This is a genomic window from Dactylosporangium vinaceum (genome assembly GCF_019904175.1).
GTDB classification, from domain to species: Bacteria; Actinomycetota; Actinomycetes; order Mycobacteriales; family Micromonosporaceae; genus Dactylosporangium; species Dactylosporangium vinaceum.
This window is the reverse complement of record NZ_CP061913.1, coordinates 7,778,543-7,804,639: the sequence shown is the minus strand read 5'-3', so window position 1 is coordinate 7,804,639 and position 26,097 is coordinate 7,778,543. Positions and strand designations below refer to the sequence as shown.

Sequence of the window (26,097 nt, the reverse complement as noted above, 5' to 3'; positions counted from 1 at the left end):
CGGTCGACCGTTCCGTAAACGGAACGCCACAATAACCACATGGAGCCGGGCGGGACAAGCGTGGGGGAGCGGCTGCGGCGGATGCGCGAGGCGCGAGGGCTCTCGCTGTCCGCGCTCGCCCGGTCGGCCGGCATCGGCAAGGCGACCCTGTCGGGGCTGGAGCGCGGGACGCGCAACCCGACCCTGGAGACGCTCTACGCGGTCGCCGGGGCGCTGGGGGTACCCCTGACGGCTCTCGTACTGAAGCCCGGGGATCCGCCCGCCGCCGCGGTGGACGTCCGCGGGGCCGCCGTGACCGCCACGCTGCTCGAGGTCTTCGACGAGGCGGGCCTGACGTTCGAGCTGTTCTGGATGCGCGTCCGGCCCGGGGTCGCCCAGCACTCGCCCGCGCACGCGGCCGGGGTGACCGAGCACATCACCGTGTACAGCGGTGTGCTGCGCACGGGGCCCGTGCACGCTCCCATCGAGGCGGCCCCGGGGGAGCACGTGTCGTTCCGGGCCGACGAGCCGCACATCTATGCGGCCGCCGGACCGGAGGAGGTCGTCGCCAACCTGCTGATCAGATCTCCGCGCTGAACCGCGACCACGGACCCGGGCCGTCCGGCGCGGTCAGCGCCGCGATCACGGCCCGCAGCTGCGGCGGCTCCAGGCGGCCCTCGAGGGCGTCGAGGCCGGCGGCGTCCACCCACGCGTGGCCGTGCAGATTGTCCACCTCATCGGGCAGCAGCGCGGTCTGACCCAGCGGCGGCCGGTCGGCGGCGAAGCGGGCCAGGAAGAACTGCTCCGGGCCGACCTTGTGCCGGTTCTCCCAGTACATGTCCCGTTCCACGTCGACGTGGCGGTCGAGCACGGCCGCCGGGTCCAGGCCGGTCTCCTCGGCCAGCTCGCGGCGGGCCGTGTCGAACGGGGTCTCGCCGGGGTCGATCCCACCGCCGGGCGGCTCCCACAGCCACGAGTCGTCGCCCGGGTCCTTCCAGTGCAGCAGCAGTACCCGCTCGGCGGCATCCAGGCACACGATGCGCGCGGCGGGGCGGTGCGTGGGCTGGTCTTCTGCGGTCACGAAGCGTGAGCCTATCCGGCGCAGCGATTACCGCAAAACGAGCATTTGTCGTGTTTGCCAGCATATTCTGTGCCCAGCGCGGGTGATCAAGGGCGGTGACGGCGATGCAGGACCAGCTCATCTTCGGGGTGGGGCGGCTGCTGTGTGCGCTGCCACTTGCCGACGTCGTCGAGACCGTGCGCCCGCTTCCCGTGCAGCCGTTCGCGGACGGCGGCGGGCTGCTCGGCGTCGCCGTGATCCGCGGGGAGGCCGTGCCGGTCGTCGACACGGCCGGGCTGCTCGGCGATCCCGGGACCGTTCCCAGCCGGTTCGTGACGGTCGAGGCCCCCGGTGGCACCGTCGCCTTCGCCACCGGGCCGGTGCTCGGTGTGCGCACGGTGGCGCGCTCCACGGCCCAGGCCCCGCCGGACGGCTCGGCGCTCGTCGACGCGGTCGGGGTCCTGGACGGGCGCCCGCTGCTGTTCCTCAACCCGGCCGCGGGTGGGCACCGTGCCGCGGCGTGACGGCGACCGGCCGGTCGAGCGGCTGCGCACGCTGCTCGGCGAGCGGCTCGGGATGGCGTTCGACGACAAGAAGGACGCGCTGCTCGGCGAGATCCTCCAGCAGCGGGCGACGCAGCACGGGCTGACCGAGCGCGGCTACCTGGACCGGCTCACCACCGCGTGGAGCGCCGAGCTGGCCGCGCTGGCCGAGGCGCTGACGGTCAACGAGACGTACTTCTTCCGCAACGTCGAGCAGTTCCGGGCCCTGGCCGAGGTCGTCCTGCCCGCGCGGATGCGGGCGGGCGCCGACCGGCGCCGGCTCGACCTGCTCTCCGTCGGGTGCTCGACGGGTGAGGAGGCGTACAGTCTCGCGATGGTCGTCGCCGGCCGCGTCCCCGAGTCCTGGGAGGCGTCGATCGTCGGCCTCGACGTCGATCGGGGCGCACTGCGCAAGGCGATGGCCGGCCGATACTCCGAGTGGTCCCTGCGGGAGACGCCGCAGCCCGCCCGGCACAAGTGGTTCCGCCCGGCCGGCGACGGCGTGGAGATCGACGACCGCCTGCGCAAGCGCGTGCGGTTCGTCGAGCACAACGTGGCCCGCGACGACCCGGTCCTGTTCGCGCCCGGCCTCTACGACGTCGTGTTCTGCCGCAACCTGCTCATGTACCTCACGCCCGACACGGCCCGCACGGTCGTCGAGCGCATCACCCGGAGCCTGGCGCCCGGCGGGTACCTGTTCCTCGGGCACACCGACACGCTCGGCGCCCGGCCGCCGGGCCTGGCCGTGCAGCACTCCCACGGCACCTTCTACTACGAGCGGGTGGCGCAGCCGCAGCGCCCCGCGGACCCGGCTCCGGCCGTGCGCCCGCAGCCCCGGGAGCGGGCCCTGGCCCTGACCCTGCTGCAGCAGGAGCGCTTCGGCGAGGGGCTGCGGGTGCTCGACGCCATCACCGGCGCCGAGGCCGATCGGCCCGAGACGTGGCTCGTGCGCGGCTGCCTGCTCGCCGGGCTCGGTGACACCGGGCGGGCCGCGGAGCTGTGCCGGCGGCTGCTGGAGCGCGACGCGCTCTACGCCGACGCCCACCAGCTCCTGGCCGACTGCCACGAGGGCGACGAGCGGCCCGACGCCGCCCAGCGCCACCATCGCGTCGCCGCCCAGCTCGACCCCGGCTTCGCGATGCCGCGGCTGCGCCTCGGGCTGCTCGCCCGGCGCACGGGCGATCGCAAGGAGGCGGAGCGGGAGCTCGACAGTGCGGTGCACCTGCTGCGCGCGGAGACCGACGAGCGCATCGCGCTCTTCGGCGGCGGGTTCGGGCGCAGTGCCCTGATCGCGCTGTGCCGGGCCGAGCTGGCGGCCGTGTCGTGACCGTCGCGGCGCCGGTGCAGGAGCCGGCCGGGCTGGAGCGGCGGCTGGCCGAGCTGCGCGACGAGTTCGACAGGTCGTTCGCCGACCCGCCCCGCAGCGCGGTCGCCGGGCACGACGATCTCCTCGCGATCCGGGCCGGTGGGGTGCGGTACGCGCTGCGGCTCACCCAGGCCGCCGGGCTCTTCCCGGACCGGCCCGTGACCCGGCTGCCCGGGCCGCTGAGCGCGCTGCTGGGCGTGGCCGGTTTCCGCGGCGCGATCGTGCCCGTCTACGACCTCGCGGCCGTGCTCGGCCCGGGCGGCCCACCCGTGGACCGCGAGCCGCGCTGGCTCGTCCTGGCCGCCGGCGCCCCGCCCGTCGCGCTGGCCTTCGCCGAGCTCGACGGCCACCTGCGCATTCCCAGCGACGGGCTGATCGAGGAGGTCGCCGGGCACGGGCCGCACGGCTGCCTGCGCGGGATCGTGCCGCTGCCCGGCGGCGCGCGGCCCATCGTCGACGTCCCGGCCGTGCGGGCGGCCGTGCGGGCGTCGGTCGAGTCAGTGACCCGGTTCGGCGAGGATCGATAGGCAGCGGCATGGCGCGACAGTGGACGTTCGGACAGCGGCTCGGCCTGGGCTTCGCGGTGACCGCGATCCTCACCCTGGCGACCGGGGTGGTGACGATCTGGGCGCTGACCACGGTCGTCGCCGGCAAGGACAAGGTCATCGAAGTCGGCGTGAAGGGCTTGGCCGCGGCCCAGGAGCTGCGCACCGCGGTCGAGGCCAAGAGCAGCGCCGGGCGGGCGTACCTGCTGACCGGCGACCAGCGCTACAGCCAGCAGATCACCGCCGCCCGCGCGCAGTTCGCCGCGGCCGCCACGCGGGTCCGCGACGTGCTGACCACGCCCGAGGAGCGCGACCTGCTCGACCAGTCCGTCGCCGGTGAGCAGCGCCACCAGGACGTGCTGCAGAACGTCATGGTCCGCCGTGACCAGCCGGGCTCGAAGCTCGACGAAATCAGTGCGGCGTTCGAGACGAACGTGGTGCCGCAGCGCGACGCCGTCGACCGGGAGATCACCGCCCTGCTGACCCTGCTCGACCAGGATCTGCGCGCCAGCCGGGACGCCGCGTCGGCCCGGGCCTCGGTCTCCATCGGCGTCGTGATCGCCCTGGCCGCGCTGTCCGTCGGCCTCGGCGTCGTCAGCGGGCTGCTGCTGGCCCGTGCGCTGCGGCGGCAGGTGGCCGGGACCGCCGGGCACATCCGCAGCTCCTCCTCGCAGCTGGAGGCGGCGGCCGCCCAACAGGCCACCGGCGCCCGCGAGCAGGCGACCGCGATGAGCGAGATCACCACGACGATCGAGGAGCTGCTCATCACCTCCCGGCAGATCGCCGACGGCGCCCAGCGGGTCGCGAAGATCGCCGACGAGACCGCGACGGCGGCCGGCTCCGGCGACTCCACGATCGAGGAGGCCCGCGCGTCGATCGCCGCGATCCGCCGGCAGGTCGACCTGATCGTGCAGCACATGCTGGAGCTCGGGCAGCGCTCGCAGCAGATCGGCGGGGTCGTTGACCTGGTCTCGGAGCTGGCCGAGCAGACGAACATCCTGGCCATCAACGCGACGATCGAGGCGTCCGGGGCCGGGGAGTGGGGCCGGCGCTTCGCCGTCGTGGCCGACGAGATCCGCAAACTGGCCGACCGTACCGCGGGCAGCGCGAAGGAGATCCGCGCGCTCATCGACGACGTGCGGGGTGCGGTCAACACCACGGTCATGGCCACCGAGACCGGGGCCAAGGCGGTCGACGCCGGCACCCGGCAGTTCAACGCCGTCACCACGTCGTTCCAGCAGATCGCCGACCTGGTCGCGATGACCACCGAGTCGGCCCGCGAGATCGAGCTGTCGACGAAGCAGCAGACGACAGCGGTCGAGCAGGTGAACGTGGCCGTCTCCGACACCGCCCGGGTGACCCGGGAGACCGAGTCCACCGCGACCCAGACCCGCCAGACCGCCGAGCACCTGACCGGCCTGTCCACCACGTTGCTGCGCCTCGTCTCGGCGGACAGCGGGACATGATCACCGACCGGGATCCCCTGCGGTACTTCCGCATCGAGGCCCGCGAGCTGGTCGACCAGCTCGCCCAGGGCGTGCTGTCCCTGCAGGACGACGACCCCGGCTCCGTCGCGGCGCTGCTGCGCCACGCGCACACGCTCAAGGGCGCGGCGCGGGTGGTGCGCCAGACGGCCCTGGCCGACCTGGCCCACGCGCTGGAGGAGCTGCTGGTGCCGTACCGGGACGGCGGCCCGGCCGCGCCGGTCGTCGGCGACCTGCTACGGCTGACCGACGAGATGTCGAGCCTCGTCGCGGCGATCGAGCACCCGGTCCAAGCGGTCCAACCGGCCCCGGCCGACGTCGCCGCGGCATCCGAAACCGCGGAGGTGCCGCAGCGGCCGGAGCCGGAGCGCGAGGCCACCGCTGACGTCGACGAGCTGCTCGAAGCGGTCGACGAGGCGCACGCCCGGTTCGCGCCGCTGCGCAACCACACCGCCGGGCTGGAGCGGGCCCGGCGGGCCGCCGAGGCCCTGGCCGAGCAGCTGCGCGACGACAAGGCCGCGGTCCGGGCCGGTGCGCTCGTGGCCGAGCTGACGACCCTCGGGCGCCGCCTCACCGAGACCGTCGAGCAGGTCGCCCGCGAGCTCGACGACATCCGCGGCCGGGCCGAGCGGCTGCGGCTGGTCCCGGCGGCGACCGTGCTGAGCACGCTGCACCGGGCCGTGTACGACGCGGCCGGCACCGAGGGCAAGGCCGTGCGGTTCGACAGCGCCGGCGGCGACCTGCGCCTCGACCCGCACGTGCTCGCCCAGGCCGGCAACGCGCTGCTGCACGTGGTCCGCAACGCGGTAAGCCACGGCGTGGAGCCGCAGGACGAGCGGATCGCGGCCGGCAAGCCGCCGCTGGCCCGGGTCAGCGTCGACGTGCGGCGCCGGGGCCGGTTCGCGGCGTTCCGCTGCCGCGACGACGGCCGCGGCTTCGACCTCGACGCGGTGCGCCGGCAGGCCGAGCGGCGGGGCCTGGTGGCGCCCGGGGCCGAGGCCGACGTCCGCGAGCTGATGCGGCTGCTCATGCAGGGCGGGATCTCCACGTCCGAGCGGGTCACCGGGGTGTCGGGCCGGGGCATCGGCCTGGACGCCGTGCGCGACGTCGCCGAGCGGCTCGGCGGGGACGTGTCGGTGAGCACCGAGCCGGGCCGCGGCACCACCGTCGAGCTCGTCGTCCCGCTGGCGCTGGTGTCGCTGTCCGGGCTTGTCGTGCTGGCCGGCGGGGTGCTCGCCGCGCTGCCCCTCGACGCCGTGCGCACGTGCGTGCTGCTGCCCGCGGTCGAGTCGTCCGCCGCGTCCGCCGCCGGGGCACTGGCCCACGACGGCCGGGTGCTGCCGTTCCTGTCCCTCGCCCGGGTCCTGGCGCCCGAGGCCGGGCCGGGCGACGGGCGCGCGGTCGCGATCGTGCTCGCGGCCGGCGACGACGTGTTCGCCGTCGGCGCCGACCGGCTGCTGGGCACCTCGACACTCGTCGTGCGGCCACTGCCGGAGCTGGCCCCGGCCGCACCCGTGATCGGCGGCGTGTCCATCGACGCCGAGGGCAACCCGCGAATCGTGCTCGACCCGGCCGGCCTCGCCGCGTCGGCCGGAGCCGCGGGCAGCGTCGCGCCGCCACGCCGGTCCCCGGACGGTGATCGACCGGACGGTGGCCGACCGGATGGTGGCGGCCAGGATGGTGGCGGCCGGGACACGGCGGCCGGGCCGGCCCCGATCCTGGTCGTCGACGACTCGCTCACCACGCGCATGCTGGAGCGCAGCATCCTGGAGTCGGCCGGCTACCGCGTCGAGCTCGCCGCGTCCGCGGAGGAGGCCCTGGAGCGGGCCGCCCGGCGCCGCTACGCGCTGTTCCTGGTCGACATCGACATGCCCGGCCTCGACGGCTTCACCTTCGTCGAGCTGACCCGGGCCGACCCCGGCCAGCGCGACGTCCCGGCCATCCTGGTCAGCTCCCGGGCCTCGGCCGAGGACAGGCGGCGCGGGCTCGCCGCCGGCGCCGCGGCGTACATGGTCAAGAGCGAGTTCGACCAGGAGGAGCTCCTCGGGCACATCCGCGCGCTTGTGGGAGCGCCGGCATGATCAGAGTGCTCATCGTGGAGGATTCGGCGACGGTACGGCAGTGTCTGCGCGACGCCCTGCGACAGTGCGACGGCTTCGAGGTCGTGGGCGAGGCGACCGACGGCGCCCAGGCCGTCGAGCTGTGCCGGCGGCTGCGGCCGGACGTCATCACCATGGACGTGATGCTGCCGGTCATGACCGGCCTCGCCGCCACCGAGCAGATCATGGCGATCGCCCCCACGCCCATCCTCGTGGTCTGCTCGGCCGACCGGCGTGAGATGTTCACCACCTACGACGCGCTCGCCGCGGGCGCCGTGGACGTGCTCGAGAAGCCGCGCGGCGACGCCGGCGACGACACCTGGGGTCAGCGGCTGCGCACCGCGGTCCGGGTCGTCTCGCGCATCCGGGTCGTCACCAAGCGCCTGGCCGGCCCGCCCGCCGCCCTTCCGGCCACCGTGGCGCCGCCCGCCGCCGCGGCGCCGCGCGCGGTGCTCATCGGCGCCTCGACCGGCGGACCCGGCGCCATCGTGCGGCTGCTGCGGGCGCTGCCGGCCGGGTTCGCGCTGCCCGTGCTGTATGTCCAGCACCTCTCGGCCAACGAGTCGTTCGCGCAGGCGTTCACCGACTGGCTGGCCCAGCAGGTCGGCCTCGTCGTCGCCTACGCGCGCGGCGGCGAGGCGATAAGCGCCCTCGCCGGGCGGGTCACGATGGCCCCGCCGAACCTGCACCTGCTCGTGCGCGACGGCCATCTGCACCTCAGCGCGGCCCCGCCCCGCCACTCGTGCCGCCCATCGGTGGACATGCTCTTCGAGTCCGCCGCCGCGGACCTCGGCCGGGCCGCGGCCGGGTGCCTGCTCACCGGGATGGGCCGTGACGGCGCCGGCGGCCTGCTGGCGCTGCGCCGGGCCGGGGCGCCGACGTTCGCGCAGGATGCGGGCAGCTGCGTGGTGTACGGGATGCCGAAGGAGGCCGCCGCGCTCGGGGCCGCGGCGGAGACCCTGCCGCCGGAGCAGATCGGCGCCCGGCTGGGGGCATTGGCCGGGGAAGGGAGGATGGCGTGGCGAACACCGTCCTGATCGTCGACGACAGCCTCACCGTCCGGATGGACCTGCACGAGGCGTTCGAGGACGACGGCTTCCGCACGGTCCTGTGCGCGGGCGTCGGCGAGGCCCTCGAAGCGGTCGAGGCCGAGCAGTTCGACGTGGCCGTGCTCGACGTGCGCCTCCCCGACGGTGACGGCGTCGACCTGCTGCGCCGGCTGCGCGCCCACCCCCGCCACGCCGACGCGGTCGTGCTGCTGCTGTCCACCGAGGCCGAGGTCCACGAGCGGCTGCGCGGCCTGCGCACCGGCGCCGACGACTACGTCGGCAAGCCCTACGACGCCCCGGTGGTCGTCGCCCGCGCCCGCGACCTGCTGCGCCACACCCCGGCGGCGCAGAGCCGGCGCCTGGTGCTCGTCATCGACGACAGCCGCACGTTCCGGGAGATCCTCCGCCAGCGCCTGGCCGAGGCGGGCTACGAGGTGGCGACCGCGGGCAGCGGCGAGGAGGGGCTGCGGGTGGCCGGGGTACGCCCGCCGGACGCCATCATCGTCGACGGCGTCCTGCCCGGCATCGACGGCGCCACCGTCATCCGCCGGCTGCGCCTGGACGCGACGCTGCGCAACGTCCCCAGCCTGCTGCTGACCGCCTCCGACGACTACCTGACCGAGCTGCAGATCCTGGAGGCCGGGGCCGACGCATTCGTGCGCAAACAGGACGACCTGGCCGTCGTGCTGGCCAAGCTGGCCGCGATCCTGCGCAAGAGCGCGGGCGCGCTGCCCCTGCCGCCTCCCGACGCCGGCAGCACCCGCCCGGCCCGGGTCCTGCTCGTCGACTCCGACAGCCGCTACCTGGAGTCGATGACAGGCCTGATGCACGAGGACGGCTACGAGGCCGTGCTGGCCGGCTGCGCCGACGACGCCCTGGCGATGCTGGCCGTGCAGCCCGCCGACTGCACGGTGATCGACCTGCACCTGCCGGAGATCGACGGGCTCGCACTGTGTGACCGGATCCGGGCCGTCCCCGGCCTGGCCGACATGCCGGTCATCATCGTCGGCCACGACGACGTGCTCCTGGAGTGCCTGGCCGCGGGGGCCGACGACTACGTGCGCCGCGGCGACGGCACGGGCGGGCTGCGCGCCCACATCCGGGCCCACCTGCGCCGCCAGCACCTGCACGAGCAGAACCGCCGCATCCGCGACGAGCTGGTCCGCCGGGAGCTGGAGGCGGCCGAGGAGCGGGCCGCCCGCCGCTTCGCCGAGACCCGAGCCCAGCTGGTCGAGGAGCTGGAGTGGCGCAACCGCGAGCTGGAGGCGTTCAGCGGCTCGGTCTCGCACGACCTGCGCTCACCGCTGCAGACGATCCTGTCCTACAGCGAGCTGCTGGCCGAGGACGCGACGGAGGAGGCGGCCGGGCACCTCAGGCGCATCCACGGCGCCGCCGTGCGGATGAACGCGCTCATCGGGTCGCTGCTCCAGCTGGCCCAGGCCAACCGCGGCCAGATCTCCAGGCGTCCCGTGGACCTGTCGGCCCTGGCCGAGGACGTCGTCGAGGAGCTGCGTCAGCGCGACCCGCAGCGCACGGTGCAGGTCACGATCGCGCCCGCGATGACCGCCGCATGCGACGGCGAGCTGGTCCGGGCCGTCTACACGAACCTGGTCGGCAACGCCTGGAAGTTCACCGCCCGCGCCTCGGACCCGGCGATCGACATCGGCTTCGACGGCGGTGCGTACTTCGTGCGCGACAACGGCGCCGGCTTCCCGGCCGACCGGGCCGAGGAGCTGTTCCGGCCGTTCGGCCGCCTGCACGACGCCGCCGAGTTCCCGGGCACGGGCATCGGCCTGACCACCGTGCAGCGCATCATCGACCGGCACGGCGGCCGGGTGTGGGCCACGAGCGAGCCCGGCCGCGGTGCGACGTTCTCCTTCACCCTGACGGCCGAGGACCGCCGCTGATCAATAGGCTATACTGGGGAAGCGGCAGCCTGCACGGCAGCCGGTTTCGATGTCTTTGCGCCACGCGCCGCGACCCGCCGGGTCAGCGCCGGGCCGGGGCATCCCCTTCGACGTTCGGAGCCCCCAACATGGCGGTACGCCGCCCTGCTCGACCCACCTCGATCGACACCGACACCTTCGGCGGCCTCGGCGTGCCCGACCCGCTCGTGCGGGTGCTGGCCGCGGCCGGCGTCGAGCGGCCCTTCCCGATCCAGGCCGCGACCCTGCCCGACGCCATCGCCGGCCGCGACGTCCTCGGCCGCGGCCGCACCGGCTCGGGCAAGACCTACGCCTTCGCCCTGGCCGTCCTCACCCGCCTGGCCGCCAGTGCCGCGCCCCGGCGCGCCGGCCGGCCCCGGGCGCTGATCCTGGCACCCACCCGCGAGCTCGCCACCCAGATCGAGGCCGTGATGGCCCCGCTGGCCGAGGCGCTGTCGCTGCGGACCGCCACCGTCTTCGGCGGCGTCGCCGCCCGCCCCCAGATCGCCGCCCTGCGCGCCGGCGTCGACGTCCTCGTGGCCTGCCCGGGCCGGCTGGCCGACCACGTCGAGGCCGGCCACGCCCGCCTGGACGCGGTCGAGATCACCGTGCTCGACGAGGCCGACCACATGGCCGACCTCGGCTTCCTGCCGGTCGTGCGGCGGCTGCTGGAGAAGACCCCGCGCGGGGGGCAGCGGCTGCTGTTCTCGGCCACGCTGGACGCCGGCGTCGACGTGCTGGTCCGGCAGTTCCTGTCCAGCCCGGTCGTGCACAGCGTCGACTCGGACCGCTCGCCGGTCGCGGCGATGACGCACCACGTGCTGCACGTGCGCGCCGACGACCGCTTCCCGGTGCTCGTCGAGCTCACCGCGGCGCCGGGCCGCACGGTCGTGTTCACCCGCACCAAGCGGGGCGCGAAGCTGCTCACCCGGCGGCTGGTCGAGGCCGGCGTGTCGGCCGTGGAGCTGCACGGCAACCTCGCCCAGGTCGCCCGCAACCGCAACCTGCGGGCGTTCTCGGAGGGGCAGGTGCGCACCCTCGTCGCCACCGACATCGCCGCCCGCGGCATCGACGTGGAGGAGGTGGCCCTCGTCGTGCACGCCGACCCGCCGGCCGAGCACAAGGCCTACCTGCACCGCTCCGGGCGCACCGCCCGGGCCGGCGCGTCCGGCACGGTCGTCACGCTCATGACCGACGGTCAGGCCACCGACGTGCGGGAACTGACCCGCAAGGCCGGGATCTCGGCGACCACCACCCGCCTGCGCCCGGGCGACGCGCTCCTGCAGACCCTCGCGCCCGGTGAGCGGACGCTCACCCCGCCGGTGCTCTCCGCCGCGCCGCAGCCGGCCGAGGGCCGGGGCGACAAGCCGGCCGGCGCCGGCCGCCGGGGACGGCGCCACAGCTCCAAGACCACCGCCCGGACCGCCACCACCCGGACCGGCACCGGCCGCACCGCCGGCGCCACCGCGACCGCCAGCCCGGCCGCGGCGGCCTCGCCGCGCACCGGTGCGGCGGCCTTCTCGGCACGGGCCCGGCCGAGCTCCCGGCGCGGCGGGCGCTGATCAGGACCGGGCCTCGGCCCGGCCCATGAGGCGGGCGCCGGCGTTGCGCACGGCCAGACCCAGGCGGCTCTTCGGGACCACCAGGGCGGCCGCGCGCCCGGCCCGGCGGACCTTCGCGTCCGTGCGGACCCGGTGCTCGGCCTCGTATCGCCGCAGCCCCGCGGCCACGTCGGAGCCCGCGGCGGCCAGGGCGGTGGCCAGGGTGTGCGCGCCGGCCATCGCCAGGCTGGAGCCGTCGCCGAACAGCGAGACGCACGACGCGGCGTCGCCGGCGAGGGTGATCCGGTCCCTGGTCCAGACGGGCAGCTGGACGCGGCTCACGGCATCGAAGTACACATCGGCGCCGGGCAGTTTGGCCAGCAGTGCCGGCACCCGCCAGCCGGCGCCCGCGTAGGCCGCGGCGATGATCCGGCGGTGGGCCTCCGTATCGCGGTGGTCCAGGCCGGGGCGGGCCGGGCCGCGGAAGATGAACGCGACGAGGGCGTCGCCCCGGGCCGGGTGGATCGAGGTCAGGCGGCCGGGCTCGTTGTACAGCAGGGCGTGGCGCGGGTCGTCGGCCGGCTCGCCGAGCGGCAGTGTCGCCACCCACACGCCGAGGTGGTGCACGAGGTCGCTCTCCGGGCCGAAGGCGAGCCGGCGCACGGCCGAGTGCACGCCGTCGGCCCCGATGACCAGGTCGAAGTGCTCCGGGGCGGCCCGCTCGAACGTGACGTCGACGCCGCCCGGGCCGGACGACAGCGCAGTGACCTGGTCGTCGAAGCGGAAGTCGGCGCCGTCGCGGGCCGCGTCGTAGAGCACTGCGGCGAGGTCGGCCCGCGGGATCTCCAGCGCGCCCTCCTCGGTCTGCATGGGCAGCGTGGCGACCGTGCGCCCGGCCCGGTCCAGCACGCGCATGCCGTCGGCGTGCGTGGCCCGCGCCCGCAGCGCCGCGCCGACGCCCATGTCCCGGGCGACCGGGATGGCCGGTCCGCGCACGTCGACCGGGTTGCCGCTGGAGCGCTGCGCGGCCGAGCGCTCGACGACCGTGACCCGGTAGCGGTGCCGGGCGAGCCAGTAGGCGGCGGTGGAGCCGGCCACGCCGGCGCCGGAGATGAGCACTGAAGGCTTCATGGCGGCGACGTTACTCGCACTCAGTGCAAGTTTGCAATGAGTGCAAGTCAACACTCGGTGCGATATGCTCGGCGGCATGTCGCTGCGGGATGTCAAGCGGGCCCGGACCCGGCAGGCCATCGTGGCCGCGGCCACCGAGCTGTTCGAGCGCCACGGCTACGAGCAGACGACGATCGCCGACATCGCGGCCGCGGCGGAGATCGGCACCCGGACCTTCTTCGGCTACTTCGCCAGCAAGGAGGACGTGCTCTTCCCCGAGACCGACCGGCGGCTGGAGGCGGCGATCCGGGCGATCGCGCAGCGGGCACCGGGCGACCGGCCGGCCGAGGTGCTGCTGCGGGCCCTCACGATCGTCGGCGAGGACAGCGACGACCTGTCGGGGCGGCTGGCCGCCCTGCGGCTGCGGTTCATCGCCGAGATCCCGTCCGTGCGCGGGAAGGGCCTGCAGACCCAGATGGACATGCAGCAGGAGCTCGCCCGGCACCTGGCCGCCGCGTACCCCGACGAGCTCGACCCGGTCCTGGCCGGCGCGCTCGTCGGCGCATTCGTCGGCGCGGTCACCGGCGCACTGCACGCACTGCTGGGCGACGACGGGCCGGACGGCACCAACCACGACCCGGCGGTCGTGCAGAAGGCCGTTGAGCACGCCACATCAGTCGCGCTGCGTCCATGGATCGCACACGATGTGCGACAAATCGGAGACCCCAACGTGTGATCCTCGTCAAATGGGAGGCGATCACGGACTGGTGACGGGATCGGCCGGCGAACGGCTGATGCAGGAACGAGCGGGCACGGTGGAGCGGGCCGAGCGCTTCTACCGGCAACAGGTGCTGCCGGCCCTCAACGAGCAGATGGCCGAGTTCGTCGGGCGGCAGGAGATGATGTTCGTGTCCACCGCCGACGCGCTCGGGCACTGCGACTGCACGTTCCGGGCCGGGCCGCCCGGCTTCGTGACGGTGCTCGCGCCGGGGCGGCTGGCGTGGCCGGAGTACCGCGGCAACGGCGTCATGGCCAGCGTCGGCAACCTGGTGGAGAACCCGAACGTGGGGCTGCTGTTCATGGACTTCTGCCGGGACGTGATCGGCCTGCACGTGAACGGCCACGCCACCGTCGCCTCCGACCCGCAGATGCGCCGCGACTACCCGCAGCTGCCGGCCGACCAGGTGCCGGGCCGGCGGGCCGAGCGCTGGGTGAACGTGTTCGTCGAGGAGGCGTACATCCACTGCGCCAAGCACGTCCCGCGGCTGCGCAAGGTCACCGCCGAGGACCGGGCGTGGGGCACCGACGACGTCCACCGCAAGGGCGGTGACTTCTTCGGTGCCGCGGCCGAGCAGTTGGGTACGGTGGGGCGATGAGCAGCTTCTTCGACAAGGTCAAGGACCTGGCCGACCAGCACGACGAGAAGGTCGACCAGGCGCTGGACAAGATCGGTGACTTCGCCGACGACAAGACCGGCAACAAGTACAGCGAGCACATCGACAAGGGCGTCGACTTCGCCCAGGAGCGCACGGGCGAGGGTGACACCACCCGGCCGGCCTGACACTGCCGATGCCAAGGGCCTCCGCAGGTGTACCCGCGGAGGCCCGCCGCGTTCAACGGCGCGGCAGCAGCCGGGTCAGCAGCGCGAGCGCCACCTCCAGCACCACGAGCGCCACGAGACTCGCCCGGAAGCCGCCAGCGATCGTGGCGGCCGGATAGAACACGATCCCGATGAGCGCCACCCCGAGCGCGTTGCCCGTCTGGTTCACGGTCGCCAGCACACCCGAGGCCGACCCCGTGTGCTGTGCCGGCACGGTCGACAGGGCAAGCGTCGTCAGCGGTGCGAGGGCCAGCCCCATGCCCAGCCCCTCCAGGGCCAGCCCGGGCAGCAGCCAGCCCAGCGCGCTGCCGGCCGCGAGCGCCATCGCGCCGAGCCCGGCCGCCATGACCAGGGCGCCCACCGCCACAGTCGCCCGCCCCAGCCGGGCCGCGACCCGGTGCGCGTGCAGCGACGTCAGCAGATACCCGGCGCCGACGGCCATGAACACCGCGCCCGACTCCAGGGCCGACAGCCCGCGCCCGGACTGCAGGTACAGCGCCAGGACCAGGAAGAACGACGCCTGCCCCATCCAGAACGCCTGCACCGCGACCAGGCCCGCGGCGAACGCCCGGCCCTTGAACAGCCCGGGGTGGATGAGCGGCTCGGTCCGGGCCCGCTGCAGGGCGGCGAACGCCGCGAGCAGCCCGGCCGCCAGCGCCAGGCTCACCCACGTCCACACCGGCCAGCCCTGCTCGCGCCCCTGGATCAGCGGCAGCACGAGCGCGACGAGCGCCGCCGTCACCAGCCCGGCCCCGGCCAGGTCGAGCCGGGTCCCGCCGCCCCGCGACTCGGGGACGGCCCGCAGCATCACCAGGGCCGCCGCGCCGACCGGGAGGTTGATCAGGAAGCAGGCCCGCCAGTCCAGGCCGAGCACGTCCGCGCGGATCAGCACACCGCCGACCACCTGGCCGAAGACCGCGCCGAGGCCGAGGGTGAGCGCATAGCGGGCGAAGGCCCGCGGCTGGGCGGCGGCCGGCACGGCTGTGCGCAGGATGGCCAGGGTCTGCGGCATGATCAGCGCCGCGCCGACGCCCTGCAGCACCCGGCCGGCGATGAGTGGGCCGGCGCCCGGGGCGAGGCCGCACAGCGCCGACGCGACTGTGAACGTTCCCAGCCCGGCGGCCAGCACCCGGCGCCGGCCGTACAGGTCGCCCAGGCGCCCGCCGATGATCAGGCCGGCCGCCAGCGCCAGGCCGAACCCGGCCACCACCCACTGCAGCGCGGCCGGGCCCGCACCCAGGTCGAGCTGGATCGACGGCAGCGCCACGTTGACGATGAAGAAGTCGAGCGCGGTCAGGAACGTCACGGTGAGCAGTGCGGGCAGCACGCCCCGGGGCACGGCCGGGCTCGCGGCCGGCGGGGCGGAGATCGCGGTACTCGTCATGGCGCCGACGCTAGGGATTGGCACACCCGGTCCGAATCCGCAACGCTTAGGTAATCGGGCCCGGCGGTAGGGTCGGTCCCGTGTTGGTCGGCCGGTCCCAGGAGCAGGCGCGCCTGGCCGCCCTCGTCGAGGCGGCCCGGGACGGCACGGGTGGCGCCCTCGTCCTGCGCGGTGACCCGGGCATCGGCAAGACGGCCCTGCTGGACTGGGTGGCGACCGTGCCCGCTGCGGGGGCGACGGTACTGCGGGCGGCCGGCGCCGAGTTCGAGGCCGACCTGCCGTTCGCGGCCCTGAGCCAGCTGCTGCGCCCGGTCCTGCACCGCCTGGACGCCCTCCCGGCCCCGCAGCGGGCCGCCCTGGCCGGCGCCTTCGGCCTCGGCCCGCCGCAGCAGGGTGACCGGCTGCTCGTCGGGCTGGCGGTGCTGTCGCTGCTCGCGGACGGCGAGCCCGTCGTGTGCCTCGTCGACGACGCGCAGTGGCTGGACTCCGTGTCCGCCGACGCGCTGCTGTTCGCGGCCCGGCGGCTCGGGGCCGAGTGCATCGCTATCGTGTTCGCCGCCCGGGACGGCTCGTTCCCCGCGCCCGGGGTGCCGTCACTCGAGCTCGAAGGGCTGGCCGACGCCGACGCCGTGCGGCTCCTCGGTGCCGGCACGCCACCGGCGGTCCAGGCCCAGCAGACGGCGCTGGCCAGGGGAAACCCGCTCGCACTGCTGACCGGTGGGGCGCCGCCCGAAGCGTTCCGGGCCCAGGTCGCCGCCCTCCCGCCGCCGACGCGGGCGGCCCTATTGCTGGCGGCCGCCGACGACTCCGGCGAGCTCGGGCCCGTGCTGCGGCTGGCCTCCGCCGAGGACCTGCGGCCGGCCGAGGAGGCGCGGCTGATCGAGGCCGGCGACGGGCGCATCCGGTTCCGGCACCCACTCGTGCGGGCCGCCGTGTACAACGGGGCGTCCCTCGCCGAGCGGGTGGCCGCCCACCGCGCGCTCGCCGATGCGCTGAGCGGGCCCCGGTCGGCCGACCGGCACGCCTGGCACCGGGCCGCGGCCGCGACCGGGCCCGACGACGAGGTCGCGGCGCTGCTCGAAGCGTCGGCCGGCGCGGCCCGGGCGCGCGGCGGCTACGGCGCGGCGGCGGCCGCGTACGAGCGGGCGGCCGAGCTCAGCACTGACGCGCGGGCCCAGGCCCGGCGGCTCCTGCTGGCCGCCGAGAACGGGCTGCACGCGGGCGCGCACAGCGCCGCCGTGCGCCTCGCCGAGCGGGCCGGCGGGCTGGACCCGGACCCGGCGTTCCTGGGCCGGGTCGGCCTGGTGGAGGGCGTGGCCTGGTTCTGGCAGGGCAACTTCCGGGCCGCGTACGACCTCATGGCCTACGGCGGCAACCACCGGGCCGCGCTGCACCCGGCCTGGTACCTGGGCGAGCCCACCATCGGCGAGTGCCTCGACCGGCTCGCGGCGTCCGACGACGACCCGGTCGCCCGCTACATCGTCGCCGCCGCCCGGGACCGCCCCCTCCCACCGGTCGCCGACCGGCGCACCGCCCACGACCCCGCCGTGGCCCCGCGGGACCTGGTCGAGCTGTGCGGGTTCGGCTTCGTCGCCGGCCAGGACACCGAGACGCACGAGCTGACCGCCGCGCTGGTGACCCGCAGCCGGGCCGACGGGCTCGCCGGGCTGCTGCCGACGCTGCTGTTCTACCTGGCCGAGGCCGAGCTGTTCGCGGGGCGGCACCGTGACGCGGCCGTGAGCGTGCACGAGGGCCTGGAGCTGGCCCGCGACACCGGGCAGGCGCTGTGGGTCGGGCAGCTGTCCGCGGTCGCGGCCGTGCTGCACGCCCTGGCCGGCGACGACGACGCGTGCCGGGCCGCGGCCGCCGACGCCCTGGCCGCGGCCGCTCCCGGCGCCGAGCCGGCCGGCCACCCCTGGACGCAGTGGGCGCTCGGCCTGCTCGACCTGGGCCGCGGCCGCCCCGAGGCCGCCGTGCCGCGCCTGCTGCCGTTGCAGTCGCAGCGGTACGGCCACCAGGTGGTCGCCTACCGCAGCATCCCCGACCTCGTCGAGGCGGCCGTGCGCGCCGGCCAGGACCCGCTGGCCGCCCCGGCCGTGGCCCGCCTGGCCGCGTTCGCCGAGCGCACGGGCCGCCCCTGGGCCCAGTCCCTGCTCCACCGCTGCCGCGCGCTGCTGTCGGGGGACGAGCAGGAGTTCCGGCTCGCGCTGAAGCTCCCGGCGCGCCCGTTCGAACGGGCCCGGACCGAGCTGCTGTACGGCGAGTGGCTGCGCCGGGCCCGCCGCAGAACCGACGCCCGCACGCTGCTGCAGCCGGCCCTGGAGACGTTCGACCGGCTCGCGGCCCGCCCGTGGTCGGCCCGGGCCCGCACCGAGCTGGAGGCGACGGGCCTGCCGTCGGCCCCCGGCCGCCCGGAGCCGGCCCCGGCCCGGCTGACGCCGCAGGAGCTGCAGATCGCCCGCCTGGCCGCGCAGGGACTGTCCAACAAGGACATCGCCGCCCAGCTGTTCCTGAGCCCGAAGACCGTCGCCTACCACCTGTACAAGGCATACCCGAAGCTGGGCGTCACGGCCCGCACCGACCTCGCCGCCCTCCCGCTGTGACGGCCCGGGCGCGCACTCGCGGGGCGAAGGCGGGGTCGCGGGCGGGGTGACGGGAGCGCCGGGGCGCGGCGCCGGTCAGGGCTGGCGCTCGCGCTCGTCGTGGGTGTGCTGGGCCTGCTCCGGGACGGCGGGCGCCGACGTGTCGGCCAGCAGGGCGTGGCGGGCGGCCAGGGCGCGCAGCAGGTGGGTGATCTCGGCCTCGGGGACCCCGGCGCGCAGGCAGGCGCGGCGCAGGCGGTTGTCGGTCGAGCGGCCCGGCTGGATCGGGGTCAGGCGGCGACCGGCGAGGTTCAGCACGCCGGCCAGGACGTGCTCGCGGCGGACCGGGGCCGGGGTCTCGCCCGCGCCGGGCAGGGTGGCGTGCCACTGGCGCAGGCGGCGGGTCAGCCCGGCGCCGGCCACGGCCAGGCCGGCCACGATCGCGGCCGTCGCCGCCGGTGGGGTGACGTGCCCGGCGGCCAGGTGGCCGATGCTCAGGGCCAGCAGCGCGGCGAGGGTCGCGCCGGCGGCCGCGCCCGGCAGTGCGGCCAGGACGATCGGGGCCGGGGTCGCCGGCGGGTGGATCTGGGCCAGGCTCGCCAGGAGCGGGGCGGCGTACGGCGGCCAGGTCCAGGGGCGGGTCAGGACGTCGTCGAGCAGCCGGCCGTAGGCGGTGCCGCGGGTCATCCGCAACGCCTGCCACCGCCCGGCGGCCAGCGGCGGCTGGTCGTGGTCGCGGCCGGCCAGCAGCGCCGTGGCCACCCCGCGGTCCAGCTGGGCCCGGTGGATCAGGGCGGTGGGCCAGCCCGGCCGGTCGCGGCCGCGCTCCAGGATCGTGCGCAGGACCGGCGGCTCGTCGGCGGCCCGGGCCACGGCCGCGTAGTCGAGTGGGTCGCCCGACGCCTCGGCCAGCAGCACGGCCGTCTCGGGGGCCCGGCGGGCCAGGAGGGTCAGCGCGGCCGCGCCCGGGCCGCCGGTGGCCGCCATGCGCCGCAGCACGTCACCGGCGGACGGGACCTCGGGGCTGGGCTCGTCGCTGTGGCCGCCCGCGTCGAGCATGGGCACGAGCGTCAGCAGGCGCGACAGCCAGCGCGGGTCGCGGGCGGCCGGTGCGGTGCCGGCCAGGGACTCGATCTCGGTGCGGGCGGCCCGGCGCACGCCGTCGTCGTCGCACGCCCCCGCGGCCACGGCGGCCTGGAACAGCAGGCGGCGGTCCGGGAGCGCGGCCAGGTCGTCGATGATCTGCCAGCGCAGCTCCTCCGGGGCCGACCGGCAGGCGTCGACGGCCTGGGTGAGCAGCCGGGCGGGCCAGGGCCGCTGCGTCTTCAGGCGGTCGCCGAGGGTGTCCCAGGTGCCGGTGCCGCTCGTCGGCTCTTCGGGGGCGACCGGCAGTACCACCGCCGGAATGTGGAAACCGGGGACAGGCTCGGCGTGGGAGAGCGTGACGACAGTCGAGGCCGGTGCCGCGTGCGCGAGGGGCCCGGGCAGCCCGGCGACCGCCGCCCGGACCGCGCCGCCCGCGTCGTCCAGGCCGTCGAGCAGCACCAGGTATCCGTGCTCGGTCGACTCCTCGGCCGTGATTGCGCGCAGCACCATGTCGGCCGTGACCGGCCCCTCCGCGGCGAGCCGGGCCAGGTCGACGTAGACCGGCCGCTGGGCCGCCGCCGGGTCCGCCGCCGCCCGCCGCCAGGCCGCGCGCAGCAGCCACGGCAGCGGTCGGGGCCCGGTGAGCCCGGGTGCGGTGAGCAGCCAGAGCCGCTCGCCACGGCGGTCGAGCAGGGCGGCCGGGTCGACGCGCTCGCCGCCGGGGCCCAGCAGGCCGGGCGCCTCGGCGCGGTCGCCGGGGCCGGCATCCAGGTGGTGATCAGCGCGCCGGCGCAGCGCCCGGTGCGCCGCGTGCCGCTGCATCCGGTTCGAGGGCATCGGCGTCGAGGCTCCGAAACGGTGGGGGACGGGACAATGTCCCCTCAATCGTGCGGTCGCCGATCACCGCCCGTAGCCGTATCGGGTGCCCGGTCCATCGAACGGGGGTCGCCCGTTCGTGGCATCAAGCGCTTGCGTCGGCGGCGATCCGGGTGGCGGCGGCGAGCATGTCGCCGGCCACGGGCTCGAGGCCGATCTCGGTGAGCAGGAGGCCGGTGGAGACGCGCTCGGCGTTGCCCCACTCCCAGATGGCCCGCTCGTCGCGGCCGGTGCGCCGGGCCAGCCACCGGGAGCGCTCGCGGGGATCGGCGGCGCTCAGCAGGTCCTCGGGGTCCTCGCGCATGAGGACGCCGAGGTCGTACTCGGCCTCGGCGAGCAGGCCGTCCGGGTCGACCAGGCGGAACGTGCCGTCGGGCGCGCGCAGGGCGTTCCACTGGTGTACGTCGCCGTGCACGAGCACGGCCCGTTCGTCGTCGTGGGCGGCGGCCCGGCGGGCACAGCAGTCCAGGGCGTGGGCCACCGTGCGCTCCGGGCACGGCCGGCCCGTGCGTTCCCAGGTGGCCGCGATGAACTCGGCCAGCCACCGTGCCTTGCGCCGCCCGGTCGGCAGGCCCGCGTCCGGAGCCGGCCGCCACACCTGGGCGGCGAGATCCGTGAGCACCGCCAGACGCTGCGGCAGGGGTACCGCCAGATCCGACAACGCCGGCCCGAGGCGCTCCAGGAGCAGCGCCGAGCGGCCCAGGTCGGCCCGCAGCAGCCGGGCGCAGCCGGAGCCGCCGGCCAGCCGCAGCACCGTCGCCTCGTGCCGGGCGTGGTCGCCGGGGCGCGGGATCAGCAGCTTGAGCACGGCCGGCGTGCCGTCGCTCAGGTCGGCCGCCAGGACCAGGGCCTCCGTGCCCCCCTGATACACCGCGCCGAGCCGCAGCTCCCAGTCGCGCTCCAGCGAGGCGATGAGCCCGGGCAGCCGGTCGAGCCAGTCCTGCGCGCCGGCGGCGACGGCCTTGCGGCGCACGACCTCGGGGACGTCAGGCACGGAGGTTCCCGGCCACGTGCTCCAGCAGGCGGATCAGCTGCCGGCACTCCTCGTCGCTCAGGCCCTCCAGCGCCCGCGCCGAGACGGCGTCGAGCGCCTCCGGCACCCGGGTCCGCAGCGACCGCCCCAGGTCCGTGAGCTCGATGCGCACCACGCGCCTGTCGGTCTCGTCGCGCACGCGCGTGACCAGGCCGGCCGCCTCCATCCGCTGCGTCATCCGGGTGATCGTCGGCACCTCGACCTCGAGGCGCCGGGCCAGCTCGCCGGTGCTGAGCGCGTCCTGCTGCCACAACTGGTCGAGCAGGAAGTTCTGGCCGATGTGCACCCCCAGTGCGCGCAACGCGTCCGCGGAGGCCGTCTTCGCACCCCGGGCCGCCCGCTGCAGCGCCACCGAGTACTCCCGGTCGACCGCCCGTGCCATGCCGGAACGATAGACCACTTGACTTCACTTAGCCGGCTAAGTAATTATCTAGCCGGCTAAGTATTCCGAACGGGGAGGCTTTCATGGATCTGGGACTGCAGGGCCGCCGGGTGCTCGTCACCGGCGCATCGGGCCACATCGGCCGGGAAGTCGCCATCGCGTTCGCGGCCGAGGGGGCCCGGGTCGCCGTCGGCTACCACCGCGACGAGGCCGGCGCGAAGGCCGTGGCGGCCGACGCCGAGCGGGCCGGCGGCGACGCCGTCGCGGTCCGGGTCGACCTGGCCGACGAGTCCTCCGTCACCGCCGCGGTGACCGCGGCGCATGACGCGTTCGGGGGCGTCGACGTGCTCGTGAACAACGCCGTGGCCTGGCCGCCGTTCCCGGCCCCGGGCGAGCGCTTCGAGACGGCTCCCGCGCAGCGGATGCGCGACTCGCTCACGGCCAACCTGCTCGGCCCCTATCTGTTGTCCCAGTCCGTCGCCGGCGGCATGCGGGCCCGCGGCTGGGGCCGGATCGTGCACGTGTCCACCGGGCTCGTCGTCGACGGCCGCCCGGGCAGCGCGCCGTACACGACGCCGAAGTCCGGGCTGCACGGTCTGGCCCGCACCATGTCCCGGGAACTGGCCGCGGACGGTGTGCTCACCAACGTCGTCATGGCCGGGTTCGTCCCGGGGGAGCGGCAGTTCCCGGACGAGGCGCTCCGCGCCGCCGCGAGCGCCGCCGCCACCGGCCGGGTCAGCACGGCCGACGAGATCGCCCGCGTCGTGGTCTTCCTGTGCTCGTCGGCGAACGGCAACGTGACGGGCGAACTCGTCCGCGCCGACGGCCACTTCCTCACGCCCGCATGACGACGGGAACTTTTTCGCTCCGCGCGGCGACTACCGCAATCATTGCCGTCTGTGGAGGATCGGTCCCGTGCTCATTCGCCGTGCTCTGAGAACCGCGCCGGTCGTGCTCGCCGCCACCGTGGCCGGACTTCTGCTCACCGCCCTGCCCGCCGCCGCCCACGTCGAGGTCAAGGCCGACAAGGCGCAGGCGGGCGCATCCGACGTGACTGTCTCCTTCAGCGCCGAGGGGGAAAGCTCCAAGGCCGGCATCGCCTCGGTGAAGGTCGCGCTCCCGGCCGGGATCGCACCGGCCGACGTGTCGTACGTCTCCGGGCCGACCGGCTGGACGCTCGCCGCCGACGCGGACGGATACACCGTCAGCGGGCCGGCCCTGGCCGCCAAGAAGAACGCCGACTACGTGGTGAAGGTCGCGAAGCTTCCGGCCGACGCCAAGGAGCTCACGTTCAAGACGCTCGTGAACTACACCGACGGCAAGGTCGACAGGTGGATCGACGCGCCCGGGACCGACAACCCGGCGCCCGTGCTCAAGCTGGCCGCCGCCGCGCCCGCGGCGACCACTACCGCCCCGTCGGCCCCCGCGACCTCGGCCGCCGCCGGCCCGACCACCGAGGCCGCGGCCACCACCGCGATCACCGAGCCGGCCGACGCGGTGAACGACGAGGGCGACAGTTCCTCCGCCCCGTGGGTCGCCCTCGCCGTCGTCGTCGTGGTCGCGCTCGCCGCCGTGCTGTTCTTCCGGTATCGGCGGCGCAACTCCGGGACCTCATGACAGATGTCATGGTGGTGCGGGTGACGCGATGCAGCCGCACCCGGATCGATCCGCGGCCATGCTGAGGGCATGACGAACGAAGCAGTCCAGCTGACCGGCCTGACCAAGCGGTTCGGGCCGGTCACCGCCGTCGACGGCCTGGATCTGACGATCCGGCGGGGCGAGGTCGTCGCGCTGCTCGGGCCGAACGGGGCGGGCAAGTCCACCACCATCGACATGCTGCTCGGGCTGGCGCGGCCGGACACCGGGGACGTCCGCCTCTACGGCGAGGCCCCGGCCAAGGCGATCGCCCGCGGTGCCGTCGGCGCGCTCATGCAGTCCGGCGGACTGCTGCCCGACCTGACCGCCGAGGAGACCGTGCGCCTCGCCGCCGGCCTGCAGCGCGACCCGCGGCCGGTGGCCGAGGTCGTCGAGCGGGCCGGGGTCGCCGAGTTCGCCAAGCAGCGCGTCGGCGGGCTCTCCGGCGGCCAGCAGCAGCGGATCCGCTTCGCGATGGCCCTCGTCAGCAACCCCGAGCTGCTGGTGCTCGACGAGCCCACGACCGGCATGGACGTCGAGACGCGCCGCGCCTTCTGGGCCTCGATGCGCGAGGAGACCGCGCAGGGGCGCACGGTGCTCTTCGCCACGCACTACCTCGAAGAGGCCGACGACTACGCCGACCGCATCGTGCTGCTGCGCTCGGGGCGGGTCATCGCCGACGGTACCTCCGCGCAGATCAAGGCGGCCGTCTCCGGGCGCACGATCCGGGCCACGATCCCCGGCGCCGACCTCGCCGGACTCGCCGGGCTGCCCGGTGTGGAGCGGGTCGAGACGCGCGGCGACTCGGTGCTGCTGCACTGCGACGACTCCGACGCCGCACTGCGCGCCCTGCTCAACGCCACCGCCGCGCACGACATCGAGGTCACCAGCCGCAACCTCGAGGACGCCTTCATCGCCCTGACCGTCGCCGGGAGCCACGCGTGAACCTCACCTACCTCCGCCTCGAAGCGGTCCGCCTGATCCGCAACAAGCGCGCCGTGATCTTCTCCACGCTGATGCCGGCCCTGCTGGTCGTCATCATCGGCGGGGTCTCGGTCGGCAACGACCCCGACGCGAAGAAGTACGTCATGGTCAGCATGGCCCTGTTCGGCGCCATGACGGCCGCGATGTTCGCCGGCGGCACGATCGCCATCGAGCGCGGCCTGGGCTGGAACCGCACGCTGCGGCTCACCCCGCTGTCGCCCGCCGCCTACGTGCTGAACAAGGTCCTGCTGTCGCTGGTCATGGGCATCCCGCCGGTCGTCGTGACGTTCGCGATCGGCGCGCTCGGCCTGCACGTGCGCCTCACCGCGGCCGAGTGGGTGCTGTGCTTCGTGGGCGCCTGGCTCTCGTCGCTGCCGTTCGCCGCCCTCGGCGTCGTGGTCGGCTACCTCGCGAAGCCCGACAGCGTCCAGCAGGTCTCGGCGCTGCTCAACCTGACCCTCGCCGCATTCGGCGGCCTGTGGGTGCCGGTCGACCTGATGCCGCACACCATGCAGGTCATCGCCAAGTTCACGCCGTCGTACTGGACCGGCCAGGTCGCCCGCAGCCCGCTGGACGGCGGGCACATCGACACCCAGGCCATCGTGGTGCTGCTCGGCTGGACCGTCGTGCTGGGTGTCATCGCCCTGCGCCGGTTCCGCGTGGACACCGCCCGCGCGTAGGAGCGGATACCGTGTTCGGCATGTCCAGCGCTCAGCCCGCCCGCGTGCTCGGGGCCGGAAGGTTCTTCTGGCTCTGGGCCGCGGTCTGGCTGTTCTACATGGCCGGCCCGATCCTCGACGCGTGGCACCGCCCCGAGGCCTGGGAGCGCATCGTCGGCCTCGTCGCCGCCGTTGCCTTCTGCGGGGTGTACCTCACCGGCTTCATGGCCACCCGCCGGCACTTCCGGTCCGAGGGCCGGCCACCGTCGGCGACGGCGTCCGGCCTGCGGGTCGGCGCCATGGTCGGCTGCGCCGCGGCCCTGACCCTGATCGTCGGCGAGTCCGGGCTCACCACGCTGGTGTACATCGCCGTCATGGCCGTGTTCACCTACCCGCCGCGGGCCGGCTGGAGCGTCGTGTTCGCCTCGGCCCTCACCGCCGGCATCCTCCCGCGGGTCGTGCCGGGCTGGGACGGCACTATCGACCTGCTCTTCGCGGTCATGGTCGCGGCCCTGGCCGTGTGGGGCGTGACCCGGGTCGTGCAGCGCAACGCCCAGCTGGCCGAGGCCCGCGAGGAGATCACCCGGCTGGCCATCGCGGCCGAGCGCAACCGCTTCGGCCGTGACATGCACGATCTGCTCGGCCACTCGCTGACAGTCGTGTCCGTGAAGAGCGAGCTGGCCGCCCGGCTGGTCCAGCTCGCCCCCGAGCGCGCCGAGGCGGAGCTCGCCGACATCCAGCGGCTGGTCCGCGAGGCCCTGACCGACGTGCGGGCGGCCGTCGCCGGCTACCGCGAGATGTCCCTGGCCACCGAGCTGGCCTCGGCCCGCAGCGCCCTGGACGCGGCCGGCATCGAGGCCGACGTGCCGGTCACCGGCGAGGCCGTCGACCCGGACCGCCGGGAGCTGTTCGCCTGGGTGGTCCGCGAGGGCGTCACGAACGTCGTGCGGCACAGCGAGGCCAAGCACTGCTGGGTCCGCCTCGACCGCGCGGCCGTCGAGATCAGCGACGACGGCCGCGGCCCGGCCGGCCTCGACGCCCAGCCCGCCGAGAAGAGCGCCGGCCACGGCCTCGACGGCCTCCGCGAACGCCTCGACGCGGCCGGCTACGCCCTGACCATCGGCCGCCGCGACGGTGGCGGCTTCCTGCTGCGCGCCGCGGCGAGCTGACCGGCCG

General features: G+C 75.5%; 24 protein-coding genes. 18 read left to right on the top strand and 6 right to left on the bottom strand.

Translation table 11 applies throughout. From position 1 onward, the window contains the following. The first annotated feature begins 39 nt into the window (after positions 1-39). Positions 40-576 (top strand): helix-turn-helix domain-containing protein, encoded by a 537-nt coding sequence (locus Dvina_RS34970; RefSeq protein ID WP_223093542.1) that lies wholly within the window; start codon positions 40-42, stop codon positions 574-576. On the opposite strand, the gene Dvina_RS34965 is transcribed toward Dvina_RS34970, so the two are convergent. Then, on the bottom strand, positions 560-1,060 hold the full coding sequence (locus Dvina_RS34965; RefSeq protein WP_246655524.1) for an NUDIX domain-containing protein: 501 nt from the start codon (positions 1,058-1,060) through the stop codon (positions 560-562). The genes Dvina_RS34970 and Dvina_RS34965 overlap by 17 nt on opposite strands. Before the next feature lie 104 nt (positions 1,061-1,164). Here Dvina_RS34965 and Dvina_RS34960 point away from each other — a divergent pair, with 104 nt between their 5' ends. The 8 genes from Dvina_RS34960 (at position 1,165) to Dvina_RS34925 (ending at position 11,611) form a co-directional block, all read left to right on the top strand. Beyond that, a complete protein-coding gene (locus Dvina_RS34960; RefSeq protein WP_223093541.1) occupies positions 1,165-1,563 on the top strand; it encodes a chemotaxis protein CheW in 399 nt (132 codons plus the stop codon). Then, the gene (locus tag Dvina_RS34955) at positions 1,550-2,908 is read left to right on the top strand and encodes a CheR family methyltransferase (RefSeq protein ID WP_246655523.1); all 1,359 of its coding nucleotides are present in this window, start codon (positions 1,550-1,552) and stop codon (positions 2,906-2,908) included. The genes Dvina_RS34960 and Dvina_RS34955 overlap by 14 nt, the downstream gene beginning before the upstream one ends. Next, on the top strand, positions 2,905-3,474 hold the full coding sequence (locus Dvina_RS34950) for a chemotaxis protein CheW (protein WP_246655522.1): 570 nt from the start codon (positions 2,905-2,907) through the stop codon (positions 3,472-3,474). Before Dvina_RS34955 ends, Dvina_RS34950 begins: the two co-directional genes overlap by 4 nt. A gap of 8 nt (positions 3,475-3,482) precedes the next feature. Beyond that, positions 3,483-4,958 (top strand): HAMP domain-containing methyl-accepting chemotaxis protein, encoded by a 1,476-nt coding sequence (locus tag Dvina_RS34945; RefSeq protein ID WP_223093540.1) that lies wholly within the window; start codon positions 3,483-3,485, stop codon positions 4,956-4,958. Then, a complete protein-coding gene (locus Dvina_RS34940; RefSeq protein WP_223093539.1) occupies positions 4,955-7,057 on the top strand; it encodes a hybrid sensor histidine kinase/response regulator in 2,103 nt (700 codons plus the stop codon). The genes Dvina_RS34945 and Dvina_RS34940 overlap by 4 nt, the downstream gene beginning before the upstream one ends. After that, the gene (cheB, locus tag Dvina_RS34935) at positions 7,054-8,112 is read left to right on the top strand and encodes a chemotaxis-specific protein-glutamate methyltransferase CheB (RefSeq protein ID WP_223093538.1); all 1,059 of its coding nucleotides are present in this window, start codon (positions 7,054-7,056) and stop codon (positions 8,110-8,112) included. Before Dvina_RS34940 ends, cheB begins: the two co-directional genes overlap by 4 nt. Continuing rightward, positions 8,094-10,031, top strand: coding sequence for a response regulator (locus Dvina_RS34930; protein ID WP_223093537.1), 1,938 nt, complete (start codon positions 8,094-8,096; stop codon positions 10,029-10,031). The genes cheB and Dvina_RS34930 overlap by 19 nt, the downstream gene beginning before the upstream one ends. Positions 10,032-10,159: 128 nt before the next feature. Beyond that, the gene (locus Dvina_RS34925) at positions 10,160-11,611 is read left to right on the top strand and encodes a DEAD/DEAH box helicase (RefSeq protein WP_223093536.1); all 1,452 of its coding nucleotides are present in this window, start codon (positions 10,160-10,162) and stop codon (positions 11,609-11,611) included. Here the strand turns inward: Dvina_RS34925 and Dvina_RS34920 are convergent, their stop codons facing one another. After that, on the bottom strand, positions 11,612-12,721 hold the full coding sequence (locus Dvina_RS34920; protein ID WP_223093535.1) for an FAD-dependent oxidoreductase: 1,110 nt from the start codon (positions 12,719-12,721) through the stop codon (positions 11,612-11,614). Between the two features lie 76 nt (positions 12,722-12,797). On the opposite strand from Dvina_RS34920, the gene Dvina_RS34915 reads away from it, so the two are divergent. The 3 genes from Dvina_RS34915 to Dvina_RS34905 are packed head-to-tail and all read left to right on the top strand — an operon-like array spanning position 12,798 to position 14,261. After that, a complete protein-coding gene (locus Dvina_RS34915) occupies positions 12,798-13,436 on the top strand; it encodes a TetR/AcrR family transcriptional regulator (RefSeq protein ID WP_246655521.1) in 639 nt (212 codons plus the stop codon). A 58-nt stretch (positions 13,437-13,494) separates the two neighbouring features. Further along, positions 13,495-14,076 (top strand): pyridoxamine 5'-phosphate oxidase family protein, encoded by a 582-nt coding sequence (locus Dvina_RS34910; protein ID WP_246655520.1) that lies wholly within the window; start codon positions 13,495-13,497, stop codon positions 14,074-14,076. Continuing rightward, positions 14,073-14,261: an antitoxin gene (locus Dvina_RS34905; protein ID WP_223093532.1), complete on the top strand. Its 189-nt coding sequence runs from the start codon at positions 14,073-14,075 to the stop codon at positions 14,259-14,261. The genes Dvina_RS34910 and Dvina_RS34905 overlap by 4 nt, the downstream gene beginning before the upstream one ends. A 52-nt stretch (positions 14,262-14,313) precedes the next feature. On the opposite strand, the gene Dvina_RS34900 is transcribed toward Dvina_RS34905, so the two are convergent. Beyond that, the gene (locus Dvina_RS34900; protein ID WP_223093531.1) at positions 14,314-15,684 is read right to left on the bottom strand and encodes an MFS transporter; all 1,371 of its coding nucleotides are present in this window, start codon (positions 15,682-15,684) and stop codon (positions 14,314-14,316) included. 80 nt (positions 15,685-15,764) lie between these two features. Here Dvina_RS34900 and Dvina_RS34895 point away from each other — a divergent pair, with 80 nt between their 5' ends. After that, positions 15,765-18,287: a helix-turn-helix transcriptional regulator gene (locus tag Dvina_RS34895; protein WP_223093530.1), complete on the top strand. Its 2,523-nt coding sequence runs from the start codon at positions 15,765-15,767 to the stop codon at positions 18,285-18,287. Between the two features lie 75 nt (positions 18,288-18,362). On the opposite strand, the gene Dvina_RS34890 is transcribed toward Dvina_RS34895, so the two are convergent. The 3 genes from Dvina_RS34890 to Dvina_RS34880 all read right to left on the bottom strand — a co-directional run bounded on the left by Dvina_RS34890 (position 18,363) and on the right by Dvina_RS34880 (position 21,643). Next, positions 18,363-20,189 carry a hypothetical protein gene (locus Dvina_RS34890; protein WP_223093529.1) on the bottom strand — a complete coding sequence of 609 codons (1,827 nt, stop codon included), beginning with the start codon at positions 20,187-20,189 and terminating at the stop codon, positions 18,363-18,365. Between the two features lie 124 nt (positions 20,190-20,313). Further along, entirely contained in the window at positions 20,314-21,222 is a 909-nt protein-coding gene (locus tag Dvina_RS34885; RefSeq protein WP_246655519.1) for an aminoglycoside phosphotransferase family protein, read from the bottom strand. Further along, on the bottom strand, positions 21,215-21,643 hold the full coding sequence (locus Dvina_RS34880) for a MarR family winged helix-turn-helix transcriptional regulator (protein ID WP_223093528.1): 429 nt from the start codon (positions 21,641-21,643) through the stop codon (positions 21,215-21,217). Before Dvina_RS34880 ends, Dvina_RS34885 begins: the two co-directional genes overlap by 8 nt. Positions 21,644-21,726: 83 nt before the next feature. Here Dvina_RS34880 and Dvina_RS34875 point away from each other — a divergent pair, with 83 nt between their 5' ends. From Dvina_RS34875 to Dvina_RS34855, 5 genes are all read left to right on the top strand, one after another. Then, complete coding sequence (locus Dvina_RS34875) at positions 21,727-22,491, top strand: SDR family NAD(P)-dependent oxidoreductase (protein ID WP_223093527.1); 765 nt, start codon at positions 21,727-21,729, stop codon at positions 22,489-22,491. Between the two features lie 67 nt (positions 22,492-22,558). Continuing rightward, positions 22,559-23,260, top strand: coding sequence for a DUF1775 domain-containing protein (locus Dvina_RS34870; protein ID WP_223093526.1), 702 nt, complete (start codon positions 22,559-22,561; stop codon positions 23,258-23,260). A 69-nt stretch (positions 23,261-23,329) separates the two neighbouring features. Further along, on the top strand, positions 23,330-24,223 hold the full coding sequence (locus Dvina_RS34865) for an ABC transporter ATP-binding protein (RefSeq protein WP_223093525.1): 894 nt from the start codon (positions 23,330-23,332) through the stop codon (positions 24,221-24,223). Continuing rightward, complete coding sequence (locus tag Dvina_RS34860; RefSeq protein ID WP_223093524.1) at positions 24,220-24,942, top strand: ABC transporter permease; 723 nt, start codon at positions 24,220-24,222, stop codon at positions 24,940-24,942. The genes Dvina_RS34865 and Dvina_RS34860 overlap by 4 nt, the downstream gene beginning before the upstream one ends. Before the next feature lie 20 nt (positions 24,943-24,962). After that, positions 24,963-26,090, top strand: coding sequence for a sensor histidine kinase (locus tag Dvina_RS34855; RefSeq protein ID WP_223093523.1), 1,128 nt, complete (start codon positions 24,963-24,965; stop codon positions 26,088-26,090). The last annotated feature ends 7 nt before the right edge of the window (positions 26,091-26,097 follow it).